The 22412-nt window shown below is 72.2% G+C and carries 22 protein-coding genes; 10 read left to right on the top strand and 12 right to left on the bottom strand.

Translation table 11 applies throughout. From position 1 onward, the window contains the following. Positions 1 to 10: 10 nt before the first annotated feature. Positions 11 to 550 carry a MarR family winged helix-turn-helix transcriptional regulator gene (locus HGK34_RS16420; RefSeq protein WP_201849365.1) on the bottom strand — a complete coding sequence of 180 codons (540 nt, stop codon included), beginning with the start codon at positions 548 to 550 and terminating at the stop codon, positions 11 to 13. A 48-nt stretch (positions 551 to 598) separates the two neighbouring features. On the opposite strand from HGK34_RS16420, the gene HGK34_RS16415 reads away from it, so the two are divergent. Next, complete coding sequence (locus tag HGK34_RS16415; protein WP_201849363.1) at positions 599 to 1351, top strand: SDR family NAD(P)-dependent oxidoreductase; 753 nt, start codon at positions 599 to 601, stop codon at positions 1349 to 1351. Between the two features lie 118 nt (positions 1352 to 1469). On the opposite strand, the gene HGK34_RS16410 is transcribed toward HGK34_RS16415, so the two are convergent. Then, positions 1470 to 2450, bottom strand: a complete 981-nt coding sequence (locus tag HGK34_RS16410) for a helix-turn-helix transcriptional regulator (RefSeq protein WP_307816019.1) — start codon at positions 2448 to 2450, stop codon at positions 1470 to 1472. Positions 2451 to 2511: 61 nt separating this feature from the next. Here HGK34_RS16410 and HGK34_RS22885 point away from each other — a divergent pair, with 61 nt between their 5' ends. Genes HGK34_RS22885 through HGK34_RS16400 form a run of 3 tightly spaced genes read left to right on the top strand, consistent with a single transcriptional unit; the run spans position 2512 to position 3639 of the window. Continuing rightward, complete coding sequence (locus tag HGK34_RS22885; protein WP_244666850.1) at positions 2512 to 2847, top strand: hypothetical protein; 336 nt, start codon at positions 2512 to 2514, stop codon at positions 2845 to 2847. Then, positions 2840 to 3181 (top strand): DinB family protein, encoded by a 342-nt coding sequence (locus tag HGK34_RS22880; RefSeq protein ID WP_244666849.1) that lies wholly within the window; start codon positions 2840 to 2842, stop codon positions 3179 to 3181. The genes HGK34_RS22885 and HGK34_RS22880 overlap by 8 nt, the downstream gene beginning before the upstream one ends. Then, positions 3178 to 3639: a VOC family protein gene (locus HGK34_RS16400; protein WP_201849361.1), complete on the top strand. Its 462-nt coding sequence runs from the start codon at positions 3178 to 3180 to the stop codon at positions 3637 to 3639. Before HGK34_RS22880 ends, HGK34_RS16400 begins: the two co-directional genes overlap by 4 nt. 80 nt (positions 3640 to 3719) lie before the next feature. Here the strand turns inward: HGK34_RS16400 and HGK34_RS16395 are convergent, their stop codons facing one another. Then, the gene (locus HGK34_RS16395) at positions 3720 to 4106 is read right to left on the bottom strand and encodes a MarR family winged helix-turn-helix transcriptional regulator (protein ID WP_201849360.1); all 387 of its coding nucleotides are present in this window, start codon (positions 4104 to 4106) and stop codon (positions 3720 to 3722) included. 85 nt (positions 4107 to 4191) lie between these two features. Here HGK34_RS16395 and HGK34_RS16390 point away from each other — a divergent pair, with 85 nt between their 5' ends. Beyond that, positions 4192 to 5643, top strand: a complete 1452-nt coding sequence (locus tag HGK34_RS16390) for an MFS transporter (RefSeq protein WP_201849359.1) — start codon at positions 4192 to 4194, stop codon at positions 5641 to 5643. A gap of 148 nt (positions 5644 to 5791) precedes the next feature. Here HGK34_RS16390 and HGK34_RS16385 read toward each other — a convergent pair whose 3' ends face one another. Continuing rightward, positions 5792 to 6784 carry a hypothetical protein gene (locus HGK34_RS16385; protein ID WP_201849358.1) on the bottom strand — a complete coding sequence of 331 codons (993 nt, stop codon included), beginning with the start codon at positions 6782 to 6784 and terminating at the stop codon, positions 5792 to 5794. A gap of 605 nt (positions 6785 to 7389) precedes the next feature. Here HGK34_RS16385 and HGK34_RS16380 point away from each other — a divergent pair. After that, positions 7390 to 8247 carry a peptidase inhibitor family I36 protein gene (locus tag HGK34_RS16380; protein WP_201849357.1) on the top strand — a complete coding sequence of 286 codons (858 nt, stop codon included), beginning with the start codon at positions 7390 to 7392 and terminating at the stop codon, positions 8245 to 8247. A gap of 19 nt (positions 8248 to 8266) precedes the next feature. Here HGK34_RS16380 and HGK34_RS16375 read toward each other — a convergent pair whose 3' ends face one another. Then, positions 8267 to 11194 carry an AfsR/SARP family transcriptional regulator gene (locus HGK34_RS16375; protein ID WP_201849356.1) on the bottom strand — a complete coding sequence of 976 codons (2928 nt, stop codon included), beginning with the start codon at positions 11192 to 11194 and terminating at the stop codon, positions 8267 to 8269. 349 nt (positions 11195 to 11543) lie between these two features. Here HGK34_RS16375 and HGK34_RS16370 point away from each other — a divergent pair, with 349 nt between their 5' ends. Further along, positions 11544 to 11942 carry a DoxX family protein gene (locus tag HGK34_RS16370; protein WP_201849355.1) on the top strand — a complete coding sequence of 133 codons (399 nt, stop codon included), beginning with the start codon at positions 11544 to 11546 and terminating at the stop codon, positions 11940 to 11942. A 148-nt stretch (positions 11943 to 12090) separates the two neighbouring features. Here the strand turns inward: HGK34_RS16370 and HGK34_RS16365 are convergent, their stop codons facing one another. Further along, on the bottom strand, positions 12091 to 12537 hold the full coding sequence (locus tag HGK34_RS16365; protein WP_201849354.1) for a nitroreductase family deazaflavin-dependent oxidoreductase: 447 nt from the start codon (positions 12535 to 12537) through the stop codon (positions 12091 to 12093). 103 nt (positions 12538 to 12640) lie between these two features. Between HGK34_RS16365 and HGK34_RS16360 the strand changes: the two genes are divergently transcribed. Next, on the top strand, positions 12641 to 13543 hold the full coding sequence (locus tag HGK34_RS16360) for a PAC2 family protein (RefSeq protein WP_201849352.1): 903 nt from the start codon (positions 12641 to 12643) through the stop codon (positions 13541 to 13543). Between the two features lie 24 nt (positions 13544 to 13567). Here HGK34_RS16360 and HGK34_RS16355 read toward each other — a convergent pair whose 3' ends face one another. From HGK34_RS16355 to HGK34_RS16345, 3 genes are all read right to left on the bottom strand, one after another. Beyond that, positions 13568 to 15736: an acyltransferase family protein gene (locus HGK34_RS16355; RefSeq protein ID WP_201849351.1), complete on the bottom strand. Its 2169-nt coding sequence runs from the start codon at positions 15734 to 15736 to the stop codon at positions 13568 to 13570. An 11-nt stretch (positions 15737 to 15747) separates the two neighbouring features. Continuing rightward, positions 15748 to 17019 (bottom strand): cysteine--1-D-myo-inosityl 2-amino-2-deoxy-alpha-D-glucopyranoside ligase, encoded by a 1272-nt coding sequence (mshC, locus tag HGK34_RS16350; RefSeq protein WP_201849350.1) that lies wholly within the window; start codon positions 17017 to 17019, stop codon positions 15748 to 15750. A 208-nt stretch (positions 17020 to 17227) separates the two neighbouring features. Continuing rightward, on the bottom strand, positions 17228 to 17443 hold the full coding sequence (locus tag HGK34_RS16345) for a DUF5703 family protein (RefSeq protein WP_201849349.1): 216 nt from the start codon (positions 17441 to 17443) through the stop codon (positions 17228 to 17230). A 267-nt stretch (positions 17444 to 17710) separates the two neighbouring features. Here HGK34_RS16345 and HGK34_RS16340 point away from each other — a divergent pair, with 267 nt between their 5' ends. Continuing rightward, on the top strand, positions 17711 to 18046 hold the full coding sequence (locus tag HGK34_RS16340; RefSeq protein WP_201849348.1) for a primosomal protein: 336 nt from the start codon (positions 17711 to 17713) through the stop codon (positions 18044 to 18046). Positions 18047 to 18053: 7 nt separating this feature from the next. Here the strand turns inward: HGK34_RS16340 and HGK34_RS16335 are convergent, their stop codons facing one another. Beyond that, complete coding sequence (locus HGK34_RS16335) at positions 18054 to 18995, bottom strand: aldo/keto reductase (protein ID WP_201849347.1); 942 nt, start codon at positions 18993 to 18995, stop codon at positions 18054 to 18056. A 38-nt stretch (positions 18996 to 19033) separates the two neighbouring features. Between HGK34_RS16335 and HGK34_RS16330 the strand changes: the two genes are divergently transcribed. Next, the gene (locus HGK34_RS16330; RefSeq protein ID WP_201849346.1) at positions 19034 to 19960 is read left to right on the top strand and encodes an undecaprenyl-diphosphate phosphatase; all 927 of its coding nucleotides are present in this window, start codon (positions 19034 to 19036) and stop codon (positions 19958 to 19960) included. Between the two features lie 78 nt (positions 19961 to 20038). Here HGK34_RS16330 and HGK34_RS16325 read toward each other — a convergent pair whose 3' ends face one another. Further along, the gene (locus tag HGK34_RS16325; RefSeq protein WP_201849345.1) at positions 20039 to 21400 is read right to left on the bottom strand and encodes a M20/M25/M40 family metallo-hydrolase; all 1362 of its coding nucleotides are present in this window, start codon (positions 21398 to 21400) and stop codon (positions 20039 to 20041) included. Between the two features lie 64 nt (positions 21401 to 21464). Beyond that, positions 21465 to 22340, bottom strand: coding sequence for a chitinase (locus tag HGK34_RS16320; RefSeq protein ID WP_244666848.1), 876 nt, complete (start codon positions 22338 to 22340; stop codon positions 21465 to 21467). Positions 22341 to 22412 lie beyond the last annotated feature (72 nt).

Genomic DNA, 22412 nt, shown 5'->3' with positions numbered 1-22412 from the left:
GGCGGGACCTTCAGCCCTCCCCGCCCACGCCTCCGCCTCCGGCCGCGCTCGCGGCCAGCTTCCCCAGCAGTTCGCCCAGCCGCCTCCGCTCCTCCGGGGCCAGGCCCACCACCAACTCCTCCTCGTGCGTGAGCAGCCCCCGCACCGTCCGCTCGACCACGTCGTGCCCCCGTTCGGTGAGCGCGACGGCGACGGCCCGTCGAGACGCCGACGACGGCGCACGTGTCACCAGCCCCTCCCGCTCCGCGCGGGCGACGCGCTGGGAGATCGCACCCGCGGTGACCAGGCATCGCTCCGTCAGTTCCCGCGTGGTGAGCGTCCATGGCTCGCCCGCGCGGCGCAGCGTGCTGAGCAGGTCGAGCGTCGCCGGGTCGACCCCGAGGCGGCCCAGGGTCCGACGACGCTCGTCGGCAAGCACCTTCGCCACCCGCCACAGCGGGGTGATCACGCCGATCGACGACGTCGGCACACCTGGCAGCTCACGGTCCCAGGCTGCGGCGATGTCCACGGCGGAGATCGCGCCGGAGCCGTCCAGCGGGTATTCGGTCATCCCGATCCTCCTGTATGTTTAGCTCTAAATCTACAGGAAGGATCGTTCATGCCTCGCCTTGTCCTCGTCACCGGAGGTTCGGGTGGCATCGGCAGCGCCGTCGCCCAGCGGTTCGTCGGCTCCGGGGACGACGTCGTCATCACCGGCCGCGACGCCGACCGGCTCGCACGCGCCGCCGAGGCCACGAATGCCCGGCCCGTGGTCTGCGACGTCGCCCGGCCGCACGACGTCGCGGACCTGGTGGCCGGCCTCGGCCGTCCGGTCGACGTCGTCGTCGGCATGGCCGGCGGGAACACCGGCTTCGACGACGCCGCCCCCGCCCCGTCCGACGCCGACACGCCCGCCGAGGCGGACCGCCTCGCCGCCGCCGCCGACGCCTGGCGCGCCAATCTCGACGCCAACCTCATCAGCACCGTGCTCACGGTCGAGGCCACCCTTCCGCAGATGCGCGAGGGCAGCTCGATCATCACCGTCGGCTCGATCGGCGCGGAGTACGCGGGTTCCTCCTACGGCGTCGCGAAGGCAGCCGTGCAGGCCTGGACGGCAGGCCTGTCCGCCAAGGTCGGGCCTCGCGGGATCACCGCCAACTGCATCGCGCCGGGCTTCATCGACGAGACGGGCTACTTCCGCGGCAAGCTCTCCGTGGAGCGGCGGGAGCGCCTGATCGGCGCCACCCATGACAAGCGCGCCGGCCTGCCCGCCGACGTCGCCGGGCTGACCTGGTTCCTGGCCTCGCCCCAGGCCCGTCATGTCACGGGCCAGACCCTTCACGTCAACGGCGGGGCGCACACGACCCGCTGACCACGGCCGCAGGGCACGGGCCGGGGGCTCCAGAGGCCCGGACAAGGCCTGCGTACGGCGCAGCAGGCGGGCACCCGACCCGGCGGTCGCTGACACGCTCCGCTCCACGCCGGCACCGTCACTCGCGCGCGAGAGCGGCGGACCGGAGCCGGCCGGCCAGCAGCTCGCACCGCCGCGCGAGCTCCGGAGGTTCCAGCACCTCGAACTCGTACCCCAGCAGGGTGACGTGCAGGAGCAGCAGGTCGAGGTCGTGCCCGCCGGCCTGGATCTCGCAGGTCTCCGTGTCCCGCTCCCGGACGACGGCGGCCGAGGCCGGGATGCGGGGCCGCACGACGTCGGCCCCGGCATGCACGAGGAACCGCGCGCGACGGGGGTACACCCTCTCCGCGACGGACCGCTGGACGTAGGCGGCCGCGCCCTCCAGGATCTCCCGCGGCCGGAACCGCCAGGTCCGGGCACGGACCTGGCTCATCCGGTCCACCCGAAAGGTGCGCCACGCCTCGCGGTCCCGGTCGAAGGCCAGCAGGTACCACTGCCGCTCGGAGGCGACGAGCCGAACGGGCTCCACGCGCCGGGGACCGCTCGTGCCGTCCCGGGCCCGGTAGTCGAAGGCCAGCTCGACCCCGTCGCGGCACGCCCGGGCGGTCACCATGAGAACGTCGGGATCCGCGCGGAGCCGGACCTGGCCGAACGACTCCACGGACTCGGCCAGGGCGCGCACGTCGTCGCGCAGCCGGGACGGCAGGACCTGGTCGAGCTTGGTGAGGGTTCGCAGGGCCGCCTCTCCGCCGGGTTCGGCGCCGCCGGCGCCCGCCAGCAGCGCCGCGGCGACGGCGATGACCTCCTCGTCGTCCAGCAGCAGCGGCGGGAGCACCTGCCCCGCACCGAGCTGGTAGCCCCCGCCGGCCCCGTGGCTCGCGTGCACCGGATAGCCGAGGGCGCGCAGGCGGTCGACGTCCCGGCGAACGGTCCTGGTGGTGACCCGCATCCGCGCCGCGAGCTCGGGTCCCGTCCACACCCGGCGCTCCTGGAGCAGGCCCAGCAGGGCCAGGACGCGCTCGGTCGTGCCGCGGGCGTCGCCGCTCTGCTCGTGGTCCACACCGGAAGTCTCGCAGACCGTGCGGACCGATCCTGTCCGCTTCGGGTGTCAGCCTGATGCCATGAACGACGACGACCCGACCACACCCGGGCCGGACCACACGCTGACGCGGATGCTGTCCGACCAGTTCGCATGGCACTGGAAGCATCACCTACGCCCTCGGTTCCACGGCCTGCCCGGCCGCTACGAGCCGCTGTCGGACGACGAGTACCGCTGGGAGCCCGTTCCCGGGGCATGGAACGTGCGGCCCCGTGGCACGTCGACCGCTCCGGTCCAGGCCGGCTCGGGGGACTTCACGATCGACCTCGCCTTCCCCGAACCGGTGCCGTCGCCGCTGACGACGATCGCCTGGCGCCTGGCGCCTGGGGCACGTCGTCGGATGTCTGGCGATGCGTAGCGCGGCCCACTTCGGCGCTCCCGCGGCGTCGTACGAGTCCTGGGAGTACGCCGGCGACGCCCGGACGGCGCTGGATCAGCTCGACGCCCAGATCGCCGTCTGGCTGGCCGGGGTCCGTGCGCTCGACGACGATGGTCTCGCCCGCCCGGTCGGGACCGCCGAGCCGTTCCCCCGGGCGCCGATGACGGAGCTGGTCCTGCACCTCAACCGCGAGCTGATCCATCACCTGTCCGAGGTCTGCCTGCTGCGTGACCTCTACCTGCACGCCCACCAGGCCGCGAGGCCGCCCGCCGGCCCGGTCGGCACCGCACGGTCGAACGGAGTACAGCCATGAGCCGCACAGTCCAGATCACCTTCGACGCCCACGATCCCCGCGCCCTGTCCACGTTCTGGCGGGACCTGCTCGGCTACGTGCACCCGTTCCCTCCCGGGGTCACGCCCGAGCCCGGCGCGGACCCGCTCGCCGCCTGGGACGACTTCCTCGAACGCACCGGCGTCCCCGAGGAGCGGCGCAACAGCGCCTCCGCGGTGGAGGATCCCGACGGAACCGGCCCGCGCCTGTTCTTCCAGCAGGTTCCCGAGGACAAGGTCGCCAAGAACCGCGTCCACCTCGACGTGCGCACGGCGTCCGACCTGCTCGGCGGCGAACGCATGGCCGCGCTGGAGAAGGAGTGCGACCGACTCGTCGCCCTGGGCGCGACCCGCCTGCGGCGCTTCGAGCCGGAGCCGCCGCTGAGCAGCGGTCACATCGTCATGCAGGACCCGGAGGGCAACGAGTTCTGCCTGGACTGAGAACCGGCGGGTGGCGGGCCTGCCGAGCTCCCCGGTGGACGCGCTGCCGACGCGAGGCCCCGGCCGGCACCCGACGAGCCTCAGCCGAAGTGCTTGTCCAGGACTGCCCGATGCGTCTCGGCTGCCGACAGGTAGCGCTCGCTTCCCGCGTCGGTGATCGCGAGGAAGTTCGAGCGACGGTCGAAGCCACAGGCCGCGCGCTCCACGAACCCGGCCTTCTCCAGGCGCGTGACGGTCCGTGAGAAGGCGCTCTGGCTGAGGTACATCTCGGCCTCGAGGTCCTTCATCAGCACGGTGCCCTTGTCCGGCGCGCAGCACCGGCACAGGGCCTTGAGCAGCTCGAAGTCGCTCAGGCCGAGGCCATGACCGGCCTGGAGCTCGTGCTCCAGCTCGTTCGACACGGCGTGGTAGGTGCGGAGCGTCTCGGACCACCGAACATCCACGCCGACCTCGGATGCTGCGTCCATGCCGGGCACATTACCATGCCCGTGCATCTCATGTCCACGCATTTTATGCGTTGACATCTCATGCGCGCGCATTTATGTTGCCACCATGGCGCTCACCGAAACCAGAACTCCGGGTACCCCCGTCCCGGAACTCTCTGACCACACGACACCCGCTCCGAAGCCCTGGGGGCCGCGGCTGTGGGCCGTGCTCTTCGTCGCCGGCCTGGCCATGTTCCTCGACGCGCTCGACGTGTCCATGGTCGGCGTCGCACTTCCGTCGATCGGCGCCGAACTCGGCCTCGAGACCACCTCGCTCCAATGGATCGTCAACGGTTACATCCTCGGCTACGGCGGTCTGCTCCTGCTCGGCGGGCGGATGGCCGATCTTCTGGGCCGACGGCCGGTGTTCCTCACCGCGCTCGTCGTGTTCGGCGCCGCCTCGCTCGTGGGCGGTCTCGTGGACAACGAGGCTCTGCTGATCGCTTCGCGCGTCGTCAAGGGCATCGCCGCCGCGTTCACCGCCCCGGCCGCCCTGTCGATCATCACCACGACCTTCTCCGAGGGTCACGACCGCAACAAGGCCCTGTCGGTCTTCACGGTCTTCGGTGCCACCGGCTACGCCTCGGGCCTCATCGCCTCCGGTGCCCTGACCAGCATCGACTGGCGCCTGACGTTCTTCGCGCCGGTCGCCGTCGTGATCCTGGTGACCATCGCCGCGTTCATCGTGGTCCCCCGGACCTCCCGGCCGGCGGGAGGCCACATCGACTTCGCCGGTGCCATCACCCTCACCGGCGGGATGCTCGCAGCGGTCTACACCATCGTGACCGTCCCCGAGACCGGGTTCACCCCGCTGGCCACCACGGCCGCGGTGGGTGCAGCCGTCCTCCTCGGCGCGTTCCTCGTGCTCGAGAACCGGGTCCGCGAGCCACTGGTGCGGCTGGGTATCTTCCGGGTCAGGTCGATCGTCCGGGCCAACCTGGCCGCGCTCGCGATCTTCGGCTCCTACATCTCGTTCCAGACGATCGTCACCCTGTACCTGCAGAACACGCTCCAGTGGGAGCCGATCCAGATGGCGCTCGCCCTGGCCCCGGCCGGCATCATCGTCGCGATCCTGTCGCCCCTCGCGGGCCGGTTCATCGACCGTTTCGGCACGACGCCGATGATCGTCACCTCGATGGCGGCGTTCGTCCTCGGCTATCTGTGGTTCATCCTGCGCGGCGACTCGGCCGAGCCGTCCTACCTCACCGACTACCTTCCGGCGTTCGCGCTGCTGGGCCTGGGTTTCGCGCTCGGCTTCTCGTCGGTGATGGTCCAGGCCACCGAGGGCATCGCCGACGACGAGCAGGGCCTGGCCTCAGGCCTGGTCCAGACCTCCGGCCAGATCGGCGGAGCGATCGTCCTCGCGGTCGTCACCGCCCTGATCTCCGGCGGTGCCGCCACGTCGATCGCCCAGTACCAGCCGGGGCTGTACATGGTGACCGCGGTGGCGGTGGCCGGGCTGATCGCCAGCGCGACCGCACTGCTGGGCCGCCGCCCCGCCCTCGCCCCCGCCCGGTGAACCACGGGGCGAGGCACGCACCCGCCCGATGAACCGGTGAGGACGTTGCCGAGGTAGTCGGTCGCACGGCCGGCCCACTACCTCGGCAAGCGTTCGCATGCCGCGCCCGGCGGCCGGGGCCGACCCGGGAACGGCGGCAGATCGCTCGCTACGGCAGGTCGTTCGGATCCGGTGGGTTGACGCGCCCGCCGGCCCTGTCCTTGACCTCCTTCTGCCATCGCTCCGCTTGCTCTCGACTGATGGGGCGAGGTGCTGGGCGGTGGACGTCGACCAGCCCCGGACCAGGCTTCAGGCGTGGACCGGTGTCATCGGGCTGGTAGTCGGGGTCGCCCGGATTGACGAGCGTGGGAACGCGCGCCCCGGTCTTCTTGGAGTGGTCGAACCTGCGGGCGAATGCCTGCGCGAGCGCCGAGCCCGATCCGGCTTCGGTGCCGGGCAGTGTCGCGATGTCCTTCTTGACGTCCTCGCCGGTGGTCTTCTCGGTCCGGCCTTCGGCAGGCTGGTCCTCCGCGGGCTTGTCCCAGATGTAGATGGTGTATGTCCCGCCGTTGCGCACTCTCGTGCTTCCGCTGGACGAGCCGTCCTGGCGCGCGCGAAAGGTGGTGCGAATCACGAGGCCGTCCTGGTCGTACAGCGACGTCTCACCGGACCGTTCGCCGGACGCCGCTTCATAGGAAAAAATCGTCGTGGCGCGTACGCCGCCCTCTTTGGTGGTCAGTTCCTCGATGAAGCCGCCGTCGTCGAAGTACCAGAGACGCTGCGTCGTGTTGTCGTCCACCTGGTTGACGACGTCCGGTTCGTTGCCGCGATCCTGGCTCGCCGCGCCGCCGACCCAGTCGCGCGGATCGCTGCTCGGACGGGCCGCAGCGCCCAGTTCACGGGCACCGCTCCCCTCGGACGGTCCGGCGTTGCCGTACGGCGCCGTATCGGTCGTCCGTGGAAGGGAGCCGAGCAGGTCGTCGTGTGGTGTGTCGAATCCAGGCGTCGCGACCGGGTATCCGGGCGGCGAGAGGCGGTCTCCTTGCGAGGGGCGCCGGGGATCTATCTCGGTCCCATAGTCCTTGGCCAGGTCAAGCGCATCTCTGAGCTGCGCCAGATCGCGGCCGAAGGCCGCCTCGTGCTCCCGGGCGAGCTGCTCCATGCGGTCCGCCACCGCCGGTGCCAGCGGGGTGGCGAGGCGCACGAGGGCTCGGTGCGCCGTGTGCATCGCCTGTGTGACATCACCACTCAGTGCCGAGAGTTGCGTGTGGGTGAGTTGCGGTTCAGCCATGCGTCGCGCTCTCCTCCGCTGTTCCGTGCATGGTGGAAAGGACGTGTTCGATCGTGGTGAGCAAGCCACCGACGCCTCTCCACAATGACAGTGACGCGGGTAGCCGGCCGACGAACGGAATGAGGATCCTGGGAAACAAGCGGTCCGAAACCGGTGGCAACAGCGCCGGTACGGGGGGTGCCGCAGAATACGCGCGGCGATTGTCATGTCGACAACGCCGGCGACGATTCAGACCTCCACGAGCGTAGCGATCGCCCCTGCTCCCGGTCAACCGATCATTGGCCGGAGGACTGCGAAGAATGGCGCTCTGCTGTCAGAGACTCACCCCGCAGAAATTCACCCGGTGGAGATTCACCCCATTGATATTCACCCGGCCGGGATTCACCCCGGCCGAGATGTAGACCAGATGTAGGGGGCGCATAGCCGCCCCGGGCACGCTCGCTCGTGACCGCCCCACCACGAGCGAGGAGTCAGCCATGGAACTGGTGAGAAGTCGCGTCAGCAGGGCATTCGTGATCGCCCTGGCCCTGGTCGGCAGCATGCTGGTCGGCGTCGCCGGCGCGGCCCCGGCCAGTGCCGCCACGGCGCGCAACGGCGTCTGCGAGAGCGGCGAGATCTGCTTCTACTACAACAGCAACAATGCCGGGTCCATCTCCGACCACGCGGCCACCGACCTCGGCAACTACGGCACCGACCCCGCCACCTGCTACGTGTTCCGCACCTCCGGCCGCAGCGGCTACAACCAGTGCATCAAGAACAACGTGGCCTCCGTGTGGAACCGCACCGGCAAGACGGTGCGCGTGCACTACAACTCCTACTACGGCGGGACGTACGACGCCGTCGGAGCCGGCGCCAAGCGCAACCTCAAGTCCTCCGTCAAGAACAACAACGCGTCGCACGACGTGTCGCCGTTCCGCAGTTCCGGAAGCTGCAAGAACAGCTTCAACAACCCGCGCACCTGCGCCGGGGCGGTCACCTGGGCCAAGAACCACATCGGGTCGACGGGCTGGGGCGGCTACTGCGACCGGTTCGTGGCCAACGCCTACGGCTGGTCCAACAGCGGCTCGTCGACGGCGTACGTCCACTGGACCCAGATCCCGTCCACGCACAAGCACGGGGGCGACCGGACGGTTCCGGCCGGCGGCCTGGCCTTCTTCAGCGGGGGCAGCACCGGAGCCGGGCACGTGATGATCTCGATCGGCGGCGGATACTTCGTCTCCAACGACATCAACGGCTACAACACGATCTCGAGGACGACGATCTCCCAGGTCGAGAGCAAGTGGGGCGAGCACTACCTCGGCTGGGCCCAGCCGTGGTTCAAGGTGAACCACTGACCCGTCACCAGCGGGATCCTCACCGGACCCCGTGACCGCAGGGCGCGTCCCGGACGGGCGCGCCCTGCGCCTGTCGAGGAGCCCCGCCGGCCCGCGCGGCTCCACCTCGCCGCGCCGGGAGCACCGGCCCCGCGCCGGCAGGCCCGAGCGCACCGGCCTCCCGGAGCAGTGACCGGCACCGCGCCTCGCCGTCCCACAGGCCGATCCTGCGGAAGACGGCGGCCGCCTCGGTCAGCACGGCGGCGGCGCGTGCGGCGTCTTTCTCGTCCAGCAGGATCGCCCCCCAGCGCAGGAGGGTCGTCGCGGTGCACCGTTCGTCGTCAAGACCGCGGAACACGGCGAGCGCTCGCCCGAGGTCCGCCGCCGCCTGACGGGGGTTGCCCAGGTCGTGCTCGAGCAGCCCCAGGTCCCGCAGGGTGACCGCCTCGCGATGCCTGTCGCCGCTCCCCCGGGCGAGCCGGAGCGCCGCGGCGAACCAGGGCCGCGCCTCGGCCGGATGGCCCTGGGCGACGAGCACCCGCCCGATCGAGCCGCGCAGCAGTGCTTCCCGGGGCGGATCGCCCGCCTCGACCACCGGGCCGAGCGCGTCGCGCAGGCACTCGGCCGCCTCGGGGAGCCGGCCGCAGAACCGGTGCACCGTACCGAGCCCGGCCAGGGACATCGCCACGCCGAGCCGGTGGCCCCGCGCGGCATAGGCGCGCTCGGCGCCGTGCAGCTGCTCGGTCGCGGCCTCGAACTCGTTGGCGTAGATCATCACCTGTCCGAGTCCGCGCCGCAGCGCGCCCTCGGCCATCGGGTCCAGGCCCGGAACGGTCAGCATCGACTGCGCTCCGGCACGCCAGTCGTCGTAGAGCGCCTGCTGGTCGTACAGGGGCGCCAGCTCCTCGACCAGCCGGGCACCCGGACCGGCCAGCTCCCAGGCGCGCGCGAGCTGCACCGCGCCGAGCAGGGCGTGCCGTTCGGCGGCGAGCCACGCGGGCGCGTCGCGGACCACCGTCTCGACGGGTCGGACGACGGCACGGACGGCGTCGTCCGCCGCTGCCGCCGATCCGCCGCCGAGCGGATCGAACAGGCTGGGCGGCCGTCCTTCCCGTGCCCGGTTCGCGAGAATCCCCCAGCCGCGCACCACCCGGTCCGCCGCCGGGCGGCAGACCTCTGCCCCACGTCTCGTCGCCCGCTCCCGTGCGTACACCCGGATCAGGTCGTGCATGCGGTAGCGCGCCTGACCGGCGCCGTCGTGCCGGACCGCCTGCACGAGACCGCCGTCGAGAAGCACCTCCATGACCGGTTCGTGGTCCGCGTGGTCCGTCAGGGCGCCGAGCACCCATCCTGGCTGGTCGTCGGGGCCCAGGAGGCCGAGCAGGTCGAAGGCCAGGGCGGCCTGGGGCGGCAGCGACCTGATCGAGAGGTCCACGCTGGCCCGTACGTCGAGGCTGCCCAGGCTCAGCTCGGCCAGGCGTCGTGACTCGTCCGTGAGCCGGGCCAGGAACTGTCGCAGCGGCCAGGAGGGCCGGCTGAGCAGCTTCCCTCCGGCGATCCGGATGGACAGGGGCAGGTAGCCGCAAAGGCGCACGATCTCCCGGGCCTCCGCGGGTTCGCGCTCGACCCGGGAGGGGCCGACGATCCTGGCGAGCAGTTCCTCGGCGTCCTCCGGCAGGAGCGCGCCGAGCTGCAGATGCCTGGCGCCGGGCAGCTCGGTCAGACCGTTCCGGCTCGTGACGAGGACGGCCGACAGCCCGTTGGACGGCAGGAGCGCGCGCACCTGACCGGCGTGTGCCGCGTCGTCGAGCACGAGCAGCGTGCGCCGGTCGGACATGAGCGACCGGAACAGCGCCGCGCGGGCCTCGACGGAGTCGGGCAGAGGGTGTCCGAACCGGCCGAGGCCGTGCAGCAGGGTGGCGAGCAGTTCGCCCGGCTCCCTGGGCGCGGCCGAGGTCCCGCCGAGATCGAGGTGGAGCTGCATGTCCGGGTACCGGTCCCCGAGCGCCCGCGCGAGACGGAGCACGATCGTGGACTTCCCGGTCCCGGGGGCTCCGCTCACGACGACGACCGCCGGGGCGTCGGCGCAGTCGTGCTCGCGGACGTAGGCCTCCAGGGTGCGGAGCTCTGCGGAGCGTCCGGCGAAGTCCGCGACCCCCGGCGGCAGCTGACGGACGGGACGAGCCGGCGCCGGGGCCGCGGTCACCGCGGTCGCCTGTCGCCGCGCAGGAGGTAGGTCACGGTCGAGGATCTGCTGGTGGACGGCACGGGTCGCCGGGCTCGGGTCGGTGCCGAGCTCGTCGGCGAGCGTCTGCCGGAGCCGGTCGTACTCGAGGAGCGCCTCCGCCTCACGGCCGCTGCGATACAGCGCGACCAGCAGCTGCCGGCGCAGCTGCTCCCGGAAGGGATGCCGGCGAGCCCGCTCCTGGAGCTCGCCGACCACCACCTCGTGCTCGCCACGCTCGATCCGCGCCTCCAGCACGTGCTCGACGGCGGTCATCCGCAGGTCTTCGAGACGAACCGCCAGCGCCTGAGCCGCGGCCCCTGGCGACGCGCCGTCGAACGGGTCGCCCCGCCACAGCGAGAGCGCCGCGGACAGCATGTCGCGCGCGTCGCTGATCCGGCCCGTGCGGAACGTGTCCAGGCCCTGGTGAACCTCCCGCTCGAACCGCTGCGCGTCGACGCCGACCTCACCTGCGGACAGGAGATACCCGGCGCCACGCCGCCGGATGATGTCGGAACCGAGACCGCCGAGCAGCCGGCGCAGTTTGCTGACGTAGCCGTAGACCTGGGTCGGCGCGGACTCCGGCGCGTTCTGGCACCAGACGTCGTCGATGATCCCGGCCACGGTCACCGGGTGTGGCGCACGCGCGACGAGGCTTCCCAGCACGGAGCGGCACTTGCCCGTCACGGGATGCCAGGCTCCGCCGTCGCTGATCTCGGGTGAGCCCAGGATCCTGACCCGCATCGTGAGCACTCGGCACGCCCCCTGGCCCGGAGCCCGGCCCCGGACATGACTCGATGGCGAAACTCTCGACCCCGGTCAGGGCCGAGACACACAGTGACCACCGCCTGCGGTGGAAGTCAAGGGGAGATCTCCCCACTCAATACTTTTGACACCCTTTCAGCGATCTGTTGACTATTCCATGCACTTGCCGCAAGCATGGCCCCGACATTCAGGTCAAGTTATGGGGATTCACCCGGATTATTCCTCCAGTGCCCCGCCTTGACTCCTCATGGACGGCCATGAGCCGCACGCGCACCGAGGTGAGAAGTGCGCGGACCACGGCATCGAACCCGCAAGGAGAGGTACTGACATGAAGATCGCAGTGTGGATCGTCTCAGCGGTGCTGGCGCTGGCGTTCCTGTTCTTCGGCGGCATGAAGGTCGTGGGCGCCCCGGCCGACCTGGAGGCGATGTCACCGGGAGTCCCGGTCGTGCTGCTGAAGATCGCGGGCTGGGCGGAGGTGCTGGGAGCGCTGGGCCTCGTCCTGCCCGCCGCGACCAGGATCCTGCCCGTCCTGACACCGGTCGCGGCGCTCGGGCTCACCACGACCATGGTCGCTGCGGCCGTCACGGACGTCATCGTGGCGGGCGGGGCCGGGCTGCCGGCGATCCTCACGCTCGGCGTGCTCGCCGCGTTCGTCGCGTGGGGACGGCTCGGGCGGGCCAGGGTCCGGCCCCGGGGCGCCGCCCGGGTGTCCGCGGGGGTGTGAGGCCCCCGGGCCGGGCGTCGTCGGGCATGGCGCCCGGCCCGTGTCCTGCCAGTGTCCGGGCCGGCGGCCCCCTTGCGGCCGCCGACCCGGACACGGGCCTGGACACGGGCCTGGACACCTCACGGAGCGCCGGGCTCCGGGAGACGGGTCAGTCCACCGGCTCCAGGAGGAACAACGGGATCAGGCGGTCCGTCCTCTTCTGGTACTCGCCGTAGGTCGACCAGGTCTCCACCGCGAAGTCCCACCACCGGGCGCGCTCGTCCCCCGACAGCTCGCGCGCCACGTACGCCCTGCGCACCGCCCCGTCCTGGAGCTCGACCTCGGGGTTGGCCCGGAAGTTGTACACCCAGACCGGGTTCTTCGGCGCGCCCCCCAGCGACCCGACCGCCAGGTAGCTGCCGTCCTTCTCGACCCGCATCAGCGGGGTCTTGCGGATCTTCCCGGTCCTCGCACCACGGTTGGTGATCACCACGATCGGGTCACCGCCGCCCCGCAGCGTGTTGGCCTCGGTTCCGCCCGATGCCTCGAACGCCTCGACCTGGTCGCGCACCCATCCGGCAGCGCTCGGAACGTATTCACCCTGCAGCTTGGTCATGCTGGTTCCAACGGCCGAGCAGCGGCGATATTCCGAACGGGCTGCGCCACGCCACGGGCGAACTCGCTCGGGTAGCGGGAGGCCTACCCCATAGGGTGGGAGGATGACCGACGCCCAGTCCGAGCCGAACGAGCAGGCCCCGACGTCCCGAACGGTCCGCAGGACCGTGCTCCTGGCTGCCTTCGAAGGCTGGAACGACGCCGGGGGCGCGGCGACCAGTGCGCTCACACACCTCTGCGAGGTGTGGGGGGCGGAGAAGGTCGCCGACCTGGACCCGGACGAGTACCACGACTTCCAGGTGAATCGCCCCACCGTCGCCTTCGACGACGACGGCAAGCAGTTCATCACGTGGCCGACGACGTCGGTCTGGGTGGCCCATCTGCCCACGCGCACGGTCGTCCTGGTGCACGGCATCGAACCGTCGATGCGCTGGCGCAAGTACTGCGCCGAGGTGCTGGGCATCGCGGGAGACCTCGGTGTCGAGTCGTTCGTGACGCTCGGCGCGCTGCTGGCGGACGTCCCGCACACGCGCCCGATCCCGATGACGGCGACGTCGGACAGTGCGGGCGTCCAGGCGGTGCTGGACATCGAACCCAACACCTACACCGGGCCCACCGGGATCGTCGGGGTGATGCAGCACGAGGCCGCCGAACGCGGCCTGCAGTCCGTCTCGCTGTGGGCCGCGGTGCCGCACTACGTGGCCAACCCGCCCTCGCCCAAGGCGACGCTGGCGATCCTGACCCGCATCGAGGAGCTGCTCGGCGAGTCCGTCGACATGCGCGACCTGCCCGACGACGCCGCGGCCTGGCAGCAGGGCGTGGACGAGCTGGCCAGCGAGGACTCCGAGATCTCCGAGTACGTCGCCCAGCTCGAGGAGGCCAAGGACACCGCGGAACTGCCCGAGGCGTCCGGCGACGCGATCGCCCGGGAGTTCGAGCGATACCTGCGTCGCCGCGACATCGGCGGCAAGGACGGCAAGGACCCGGGCGGCCCGGGCTCCATCTGAGGCGCGGGACCGCGGGCGCCGCCGCTACGGCTGCCGGGCCTGGGAGGCCGGCTCGAACAGCCAGGGCGCGGCCTCCCGGACCGCGATGTCCAGGTCGGGGCCGAGCGTGGTCACGTACGTGCCGGTCAGGTGGTCGGTGTCCCGGTAGACCAGCACGTTGCCCACCACGACGTCGCAGGTGCGCGGCCCGCAGATCGCGTCCGTGAGGTCCACGCGCGTGATCCTGGTGACCGGGGACCCGTCCCTTCCGGCGGCCGGGAACGGATCCCCGAACAGTTCGTCGCGGGGTGCGGAGCACGCCGCCGTCGCCGCCGTGCGGGTCAGGTCCTGATGGCGCGCGAGGCAGACGGGGACCCGCTCCTCGAAGCGGGGAGTGTCCCGCACGCCGAGCACCGGGATGCCGGCATCGGTGATCGCTTCCCAGGCGGCCTCCTGTTCCGGGAGGACGACGTCGGTACCGTCGGCGGACGTCTTCGTGCTCTCCACGACCACGGCGTCGGGCCGGGCGGCGATCACGGCCTGCAGGGCACCGGCCGACCAGTCGGCGCAGGCCCGGCGGGAGACCACCGGGCCCACCGTCAGCCGGCAGCCGTGCTTGATCATCGCGGTGACCTCCCAGCCGGCGTCGTCGGCGACCTGGACCCAGGCGTCCTCCCAGTGCTGGGTGTGGGAGCCACCCACCAGAAAGACGCGCCGCGTGGGTTCGCCCGCGTCGGGCTCCGCGATGACGCAGGTCACCACCTCCGGGCTCGCCCCGTCACTGTTCATGCAGTCGGACAGGTGCCGTCCGTCCCGCCCCGCGATCGCCGTCGACGGCCGGAACGGCACGCCCGCGGGACCGGCGTCCCCGGACCGGCCGGGGCGGAGCGCCGCCGCGCCGGGATGCGCGGCAGAGGGTTCGGTGAGCGCGGCCAGCTCGGCGAGATCCTCCCGTTCGACGACGTCGGCGCTCGCCCAGGCGCCACCCGCCAGGACGAGTGATGCCGCGCCGAGCATCGCGCCGGACCTGACGGGGAGCCGGCGGCGCGGCGCGGGTGCGGTCTCGCCCGTCGCGGGACGGGCGGACCACCGTTCGACCGGTCGCGCGACCCAGGTCACCGTCGCCCAGGCGAGCAGGACGGAGACGGCGACCACGGTCGCCCCGTCGAGCACGCCCGCGTGCGGCCGGCCCGTGACGACGAGCCACGCCACCAGCAGGGGCCAGTGCCACAGGTAGAGCGCGTACGAGATCGTGGCGAGCCACCGTGGGAGCGGGTTGTCCAGCAGGCGGGTGAACAGCCCGAGGGGGGCGGTGCCGGCGTCGTCCTCGCCCGCCCGCGACTGCCCGGCGTCCGCGGCGAGGAGGACGAGCAGCGCGCCCGTCACCGGGAAGAGGGTGGCGGGCCCCGGGAACAGGCGTCCGCCGTCGAACAGGAAGCCGCAGGAGACGACGGCGGCCAGTCCGGTCCAGCCCGCGGCGCGGCGCCATGCCGGCGGCAGCCACATCCGGCCCACGGCCAGGGCCAGGAGCCCGCCCGCGCCGATCTCCCAGACCCGCGCGAACGTGTGGAAGTAGGCGACCGGCTGGTCGACGGACGTGAGCCGGACCGCGTACGCGAGGGAGGCCACCGTCACGACGGCGAGCAGCTGGCCGAAGAGGCGCTCGGCGGTGATCCTGCGGCCGCGTACCCGTCGCACGCGCCCCGCGAGCATCACGCACCCGAGCGCGACGGCCGGGAGCACCGCCAGGTACTGCACCTGGACGGCGAGCGACCAGAAGTGCTGGAGCGGGCTCGCGCCCGGCCCGGCGGCCCCGTAGGCGAGCTCGGCGTCGACGAGGCGCCAGTTCTCCCAGCCCGTGGCCGACGCCGCCGCCTCGCGCAGCACGCTCTGCCACCGCTGGGCCGGGAGCAGCGCGAGGGTGCCGCCGATGACGGCCAGCAGGACGAGGAGCGCGGTCGGGGCGAGACGGTCCAGGTCGCGCGACCAGGCGCGGGTGACCGTGAGCCGGCCGGCGGTGGCCCGGCGCAGGACCGCGCGTGTGGTCAGGAACCCGGAGATGACCAGGAACACGTCGACACCGCCGGACACGCGGCCGGCCCCGAACACGTGGAAGAACACCACCAGCGTCAGCGCGATCCCGCGGAGCCCGTCGATCTCCCCGATCCGCCGGGACGGTGTGGTCCTCGGGCGCGTGCCGGTAGGTTCCGGCACGAGGGCAGTGCTCAGAGCCGGATGCCCAGGAGCGCGTTGACCGCGCGGGAGAGCACCCCCGGAGCTCCCTCCTCGTCGGCCGCCGTGTCGCGCGCCGGGTCCAGGGCCTCCGCCGCCCAGGCGTCCACCGCGGCCAGCGCCGCCGGGGCGTCGAGGTCGCGTCCGAGCGCGGCGCGGACGGCGGCAAGGGCGCCGTCGGCGGACGGGCCGCCGTTGCCGGACACCGCGGCGCGCCACCGCTCCAGGCGCTCGGTGCCCGCCGTCAGGTCGGCGTCGGTCCACTCCCAGGCGGGGCGGTAGTGGTGGGCGAGCAGGGCGAGGCGGATCGCCATCGGGTCGGCCCCGTCGGCACGGAGCCGGGAGACCAGGACCAGGTTGCCGAGCGACTTGCTCATCTTCTCGCCCTGGTAGGCGATGAGGGCGGCGTGCACGTGCGCGCCGGCCGGCCGGCCGCCGAGGGCTCGCAGGTGGGAGATCGACATCTCGTGGTGCGGGAAGGCGAGGTCGGCCCCGCCGCCCTCGACGTCGAACGTGCCTCCGCCGGCCAGGCCGAGTCCCGCGCGGGCGATCACCGCACACTCGACGTGCCAGCCCGGCCGGCCCGGGCCGAGCGTCCCGCCGTCCCAGGCGGGCTCGCCGGGGCGTTCGGCGCGCCAGAGCAGCGGGTCCAGCGGGTCGCGCTTGCCGGGACGGTCGGGGTCGCCCCCGCGCTCGGCGAACAGGGTGCTCATCGTGGCGCCGTCGTAGCGGGACACGGTGCCGAAGTCGGGATCGGCCGAGAGGTCGGCGTAGATGTCGTCGCCGGTGGCGCCGTCGCCGGCGGGCGGGACCCGGTACGCGGCGCCGGACTCCAGCATGGTGGCCACGCCGGCCGCGATGTCCGGCACGGACTCGACCACCCCGGCGTACACGTCCGGCGGGACGACCCCCAGTGCCGTCATGTCCTCGGCGAACAGGGCTGTCTGGTCCCGCGCGAGGTCGCGCCAGTCCACGCCGGTCGCGGCTGCGCGTTCCAGCAGCGGGTCGTCGACATCGGTGACGTTGGAGACGTACGTGACCCGCTTGCCGGCGTCGCGCCAGGCGCGGACCAGCAGGTCGAACGTCACATAGGTGTTCGCGTGGCCGATGTGGGTCGCGTCGTACGGGGTGATTCCGCAGACGTACAGGCCCGCCGTCGCTCCGGGTGCGGCCTCGGTCAGGCCACCGGTCGAGGTGTCGTGCACCTGGATCTTGTCGGAGCTACCGGGAATCGCGGGGATCTGCGGGAAGGGCCAGGAATGCACCCGCACAGCCTAGACGGTCCGTACGACACGACGGGACGCCCCGAACCGTTCGAGGCGGAGGTCACACGCAAGGTCACCACGGATCCCGCCGGGGGGACGGCCGCCCCCCGGCCGCCCCGCCCGGGCCGCTCACCACGGCTGGTCACCACGGCTGGTCGCCACGGCTGGTCACCAAGGCTGGTCGCGCGGGGGTCCCGCGTCGTGGGGGCTACAGCGTCGGCTGCACGCGGATGATCTTGCGCCGGAGCCACACCCGGCGTTCACCGCCCAGGTACAGGCGGGTGCGCGCCAGTTCCCAGCGGCCGTACTCGGCCTCCTCGGTCAGGAGCTTGCGAGCGTCGGGCACGCTCGTGGATCTGTCGATGGTCACGACCCGGTACTCGTACTGGCCGTGCTTACGCCACGCGGAGCCGTCACTCGCCATGTGTCACCGTCCCCGTCCCAGACGACAATTCGTCCGACCATTGTTGCGCATGCGCTGCCGGGATCAAGGGGTGAGCGAGGATTGGCCGTGCGGGCCGGGAGCTTGCCGCAGGCGGATCCCGGCAGGTGAGCGGCACGATCGACACGGTCTCGGACGGCCTCGGCAGCCGGGTGATTGTAGCGGCAGGACCCCCGTTCACGCATGTGATGTCCGCCGGATAGCGCTGACCGATACCGCAGGCCAGCGCGCGGCAGTAGAGTTCGATGCATGACCGCTGACCCGCGCGCCGCACTTGACCGCCTCGTGGCCGCACTCGAGGCCCACTACAACGCGGTCGCCACGAGAAGGAGCGACGACGACCCCGCCGTCGACGACGCCTACGACGTCCTCGCCGACGCCTACGAGGTGTACGAGGACGCCCTGGCCACGCGCTTCGGCGAGGTCACCCCGTTCTACCTGGCCGAGGACGTCGAGGACGAGGACGAGGACGACGACGCCGGCGATGAGGACGAGGACGACGACCTCGACTTCGACTTCGAGGACGAGGTCGTGGACGTCGAGGAGGCGGAACCCGCGGCGCCGGCGGGTGAGCCCGCGCGCTGAGAGGCCCCTACCAGCGTTCCGGGTAGCCGATGGGCGGCGCCGAGACGTCGTCCAGAGCGGCCAGCACCTCCGCGGGAAGGCTCAGCTCCGTCGCCCCGAGGCTGCTGCGCAGCTGCGCCGGGGTGCGCGCACCCACGATCGCGGAGGCGAGCTGGTCCCGTTCCAGCAGCCAGGACAGCGCGACCTCCGCGGGCGCCCGGCCGAGCCCGTCCGCGGCGATGCCCACGGCGTCCACCACCGATGTCGCCTCCCCCTCGAGGTACGGGGCCACGAACCCGGCGAGCTGGTTCGACGCCGCCCGCGAGTCGGCGGGGATGCCGTGACGGTACTTGCCGGTGAGCACCCCGCGGCCCAACGGCGACCAGGCCAGCAGGCCCATGCCCAGCGCGTCCGCGGCCGGGAGCGCCTCGCGTTCCGCGCCACGCTGCACCAGGGAGTACTCGAGGGACAGGGCGGGCAGGCCGATGTCCTCGCCCAGGAGCGACGCCGCCCGGGCGGTGGCCCAGCCGGGATGGTTGCACAACCCCACGTAGCGGGCACGGCCCGAGGTGACGGCCAGCCGCAGCGCCGAGCACGTCTCGGCCAGAGGGGTGGCCCCGTCCGGACAGGCGACGAGGAACAGGTCCACGTGGTCGGTGCCCATCCGCCGCAGGGAGGCGTCGAGGGAGTCCAGGAGCGCGCCACGCGACGCGTCTCGGCGCGTGCCGGCCTTGGTCGCCAGGACGACGTCGTCGCGCGCCACCTTTCCGGCCAGGAGGGTACCGATGACGTTCTCGGCCTCCCCCTCGCCGTACGCGGCCGCGGTGTCGATCAGGGTGCCTCCGGCGTCGAGGAAGTCGCGTGCCTGCTCGGCGGCGTCGAGCTCGTCGGTGTCCCGGCCCCAGGTCATCGTGCCCAGCCCCAGCTCGGAGACTCGCAGCCCCGAGGCCCCCACCCTGCGGTGTTCCATGCTCGCAGGCTACCCGTCAGCGGGTAGGGTTACCGCCCGTGACGTCGTGGCAAGCCATCTTCCTGGGGCTGATCCAGGGTTTGACCGAGTTCCTCCCGATCTCCTCCAGTGCGCACCTGCGCATCACGAGCGAGCTGATCGGCGCCGGTGACGCGGGTGCAGCGTTCACCGCGATCACCCAGCTCGGCACGGAGACGGCGGTCGTCATCTACTACCGCAAGAAGATCGGCCAGATCCTCGTGGCGTGGTCCCGTGCACTGACCGGGGCGAATGGTTCCGACTGGCGGTCCCGCCTGGGTCTGGGCCCGGCGTCCGGCTCGGTCGACGTGCGGCATGCCCGGCCCGGGATCAGCATCGGCGACCCGGACGCGGCGATGGGCTGGTACATCATCCTGGGCTCGATCCCCATCGTGGTGCTCGGCCTGCTGTTCCAGGACTACATCGAGACCAGCCTGCGCAACCTGTGGCTGACGGTGGCGATGCTCGCCGGGTTCGGTGCCGTCATCCTGTGGGCCGACCGCACGGCCCGCCAGCAGCGGGAGCTGGAGACGCTCACGCCCCGCAGCGCGATCACGTACGGGATCGCGCAGTCCCTCGCGCTCGTCCCCGGCGTGTCCCGCTCCGGCGGAACCATCGCCGCGGGGCTGTTCATGGGTTTCAAGCGAGGAGCCGCCGCGGACTACTCGTTCCTGCTGGCGCTGCCGGCCGTGTTCGGGTCGGGCTTCTACCAGCTGGTGAAGACCATCGGCGAGCCGGTCCCCGAGGGCGCGCCCGGCTGGAACGCGACCATCATCGCGACGATCGTCGCAGGCGTCGTCGGCTACTTCGTGATCGTCGCGTTCCTCAAGATCGTCAAGCGCTACTCGTTCGCGCCGTTCGTCTACTACCGCTTCGCGCTGGCGGCCGTGGTGGCGGTCCTGCTGGCCACCGGCAGGATCGAGGCGGCGGGCGGCCTGGCCACCTGACCCTCCCCGCCTCCCGCTGACGGCGGCCTCCGGCCCGCCGCAGCGGCCGTGGCCAGCAGGTGGGGTCAGCAGATGGGGTCAGCAGGTGGCCAGGAGCCGGTCCAGCACGCGGGTACCGAACTTCAGGGCGTCGGTCGGGACACGCTCGTCCACGCCGTGGAACATGCCGGCGAAGTCGAGGTCGGCGGGCAGGCGCAGCGGCGCGAACCCGTAGCCGGTGATGCCCAGGCGCGACATCCACTTGTTGTCCGTGCCGCCCGACAGCGTGTACGGGAGCACGGTGGCGCCCGGGTCCTCCGCGGCGATCGAGTCGACCATCGCGTCCACGAGGGAACCGGTGAACGGCACCTCCAGCGACACGTCCTGGTGGATCGGCTCGACCCGCACGCCGGGCCCGGCCAGCTCCTTCAGCGTCTCGATGCCCTCGGCCTCGTGGCCTGGAAGGAGCCGCACGTCGATCGCCGCCGACGCCGCACCCGGGATGACGTTCGCCTTGTACCCGGCCTCCAGCTGCGTGGGGTTGGACGTGTTGCGCACGGTGGCGCCCACGAACTTGGCGGCCGGGCCGAGCGCGGCGACCAGGTCGTCCACCATCGTCGGGTCCTCGGCGAACCGGGCGGCGTCGTAGGGCAGCCCGGTCAGCTCGGCGACACCGCTCAGGAGCGCGTCCACGGTGGGTGTGGGCGTGTACGGCCAGGCGTACCGCCCGATCCGGGCGACGGCCTCGGCGAGCGCCGTGACGGCGTTGTCGTGGTTGACCTGGGAACCGTGGCCGGCGCGGCCGTCGGCGAGGAGCCGCATCCAGGACAAGCTCTTCTCCGCGGTCTGCAGCAGGTAGGCGCGGTGACCGCCGACGTCGACGGAGAATCCGCCGACCTCGCTCACGGCCTCGGTCGCGCCCTCGAAGAGGTCGGCGTGCTCGGCGGTCATGTAGCCGGCGCCGAGGCGGCCGCCGTTCTCCTCGTCGGCGAAGAAGGCGACGACGACGTCGCGGGCGGGCCTGCGGCCCTCACGCACCATCTGCCGCACGACGGACAGGATCATGGCGTCCATGTCCTTCATGTCCACGGCACCGCGGCCCCAGATCAGGCCGTCGGTCTCCTCGGCGGCGAACGGGTCCACGGTCCAGTCCCCGGCCGCGGCGGGCACGACGTCGAGGTGTCCGTGCAGCACCAGCGCGGGCCGCGACCTGTCGGTCCCCTCCAGCCGCACGACGACGGACGCACGACCCGGCTCGGACTCGAAGAGCTGCGGCTCCAGCCCGACCTCGGTCAGCAGCTCCATCACGTACTCCGCGGCGGCCCGCTCCCCCGGCCCCTCACCGGTGCCGTAGTTCGAGGTGTCGAACCGGATGAGGTCGCGGCAGATGCCGACCACCTCGTCCTGGGCGGCGGGGACGGGCGGGGCGTCGGGGGAAGCGGGTCGCGCAGTCTCGGTCACGTCGGACACGGTACCCGCTCGGTCCAGGGACCGGGCGAGCCAGAGGGCCGGTGGGGGCCCCGCGTCAGAAGCCCGCCGTGATCCTGGTGAACTCCAGGTCGGACTGGCTGATGCTGCTGCAGTCCGAGCGGGCGGCGCCACCGTCGCCACCGGGGCAGGACCGGTCGCGGTTGACCGACCAGAACGCGAACCGGCCCAGGCCGTGGGAGACGGCCCAGTCGCGGATCTGGGTCCACTGGGACGGTGTGGTGATCTCGCCGACGTCGGACACCCCGTTCATGCCGGAGATCCCCATGTGGGCGTACGCCTCGGCGTCGGACCAGCCGCGCGCCGCCTTGAGGGCGTCCCGCAGCCCCTGAGAGGCGCTGATCGTGGAGGCCACCATGTCGGTCGCCCCGAAGTCGAACGGCATGATCGTGTAGTTGTCGATCGGCGTGCCGAGCTCGGCGGCACGGTCGATCAGGCGGGTCCCCCACCAGTTGGGGCCGTTCAGGCCGGTGCCGAAGGTGACCGCGATCGTGATGCCGGGGTTGTTCTGCTTGACGATCGCGAGGCCGCGCAGGATGCGGTCCTGGACGTCGGCGTTCTCGAACTCGTCGGAGTTCTCGATGTCGAAGTCGACCACCTCGGGGTGGTGCACGTCGATGACCTGCTGCACGGCGCCGGCGAACGCCTCGGGCGTGGAGCAGTTGGGGCCGAGCTTGTTGCCGGACCACCCGCCGAAGGAGATCTGCACCTGCCCGCCCGCGGCGTGGATCGCGTCGATCGTCTGCTCGTCGGTGCCACCGGTGAGCGGCCTGCTGCCGTCCCACGCGGGGTTGCAGCCGCCGGAGGACAGCATGAACGCCATGGTGAACGCTCGCACACCGGTCTGGTTCATGACGTCGACGGCGTTCTGCGGGCTGCCCCAGCCCAGGTACAGGTAGGGCGCACCCGGCATGCCGTCCCCGCCGCCCGGCGGCGGCTCCGTCGGGGTGGGCGTCGGGGTGGGCCCTGTCTCTTATACACATCT

The sequence above is a fragment of the Myceligenerans indicum genome (assembly GCF_016742955.1).
GTDB lineage: Bacteria > Actinomycetota > Actinomycetes > Actinomycetales > Cellulomonadaceae > Myceligenerans > Myceligenerans indicum.
The sequence above is the reverse complement of the archived record's forward strand: the minus strand, read 5'-3'. Positions and strand labels throughout refer to the sequence as shown.

Excerpts from the sequence above, each read along its gene's own strand:
- HGK34_RS16420 (WP_201849365.1), bottom strand. The coding sequence starts at position 550 with ATGACCGAATACCCGCTGGACGGCTCCGGCGCGATCTCCGCCGTGGAC.
- HGK34_RS16415 (WP_201849363.1), top strand. The coding sequence starts at position 599 with ATGCCTCGCCTTGTCCTCGTCACCGGAGGTTCGGGTGGCATCGGCAGC.
- HGK34_RS22885 (WP_244666850.1), top strand. The coding sequence starts at position 2,512 with ATGAACGACGACGACCCGACCACACCCGGGCCGGACCACACGCTGACG.
- HGK34_RS22880 (WP_244666849.1), top strand. The coding sequence starts at position 2,840 with ATGCGTAGCGCGGCCCACTTCGGCGCTCCCGCGGCGTCGTACGAGTCC.
- HGK34_RS16400 (WP_201849361.1), top strand. The coding sequence starts at position 3,178 with ATGAGCCGCACAGTCCAGATCACCTTCGACGCCCACGATCCCCGCGCC.
- HGK34_RS16395 (WP_201849360.1), bottom strand. The coding sequence starts at position 4,106 with ATGGACGCAGCATCCGAGGTCGGCGTGGATGTTCGGTGGTCCGAGACG.
- HGK34_RS16390 (WP_201849359.1), top strand. The coding sequence starts at position 4,192 with ATGGCGCTCACCGAAACCAGAACTCCGGGTACCCCCGTCCCGGAACTC.
- HGK34_RS16385 (WP_201849358.1), bottom strand. The coding sequence starts at position 6,784 with ATGGAGCAGCTCGCCCGGGAGCACGAGGCGGCCTTCGGCCGCGATCTG.
- HGK34_RS16380 (WP_201849357.1), top strand. The coding sequence starts at position 7,390 with ATGGAACTGGTGAGAAGTCGCGTCAGCAGGGCATTCGTGATCGCCCTG.
- HGK34_RS16375 (WP_201849356.1), bottom strand. The coding sequence starts at position 11,194 with ATGCGGGTCAGGATCCTGGGCTCACCCGAGATCAGCGACGGCGGAGCC.
- HGK34_RS16370 (WP_201849355.1), top strand. The coding sequence starts at position 11,544 with ATGAAGATCGCAGTGTGGATCGTCTCAGCGGTGCTGGCGCTGGCGTTC.
- HGK34_RS16365 (WP_201849354.1), bottom strand. The coding sequence starts at position 12,537 with ATGACCAAGCTGCAGGGTGAATACGTTCCGAGCGCTGCCGGATGGGTG.
- HGK34_RS16360 (WP_201849352.1), top strand. The coding sequence starts at position 12,641 with ATGACCGACGCCCAGTCCGAGCCGAACGAGCAGGCCCCGACGTCCCGA.
- HGK34_RS16345 (WP_201849349.1), bottom strand. The coding sequence starts at position 17,443 with ATGGCGAGTGACGGCTCCGCGTGGCGTAAGCACGGCCAGTACGAGTAC.
- HGK34_RS16340 (WP_201849348.1), top strand. The coding sequence starts at position 17,711 with ATGACCGCTGACCCGCGCGCCGCACTTGACCGCCTCGTGGCCGCACTC.
- HGK34_RS16335 (WP_201849347.1), bottom strand. The coding sequence starts at position 18,995 with ATGGAACACCGCAGGGTGGGGGCCTCGGGGCTGCGAGTCTCCGAGCTG.
- HGK34_RS16320 (WP_244666848.1), bottom strand. The coding sequence starts at position 22,340 with ATGCCGGGTGCGCCCTACCTGTACCTGGGCTGGGGCAGCCCGCAGAAC.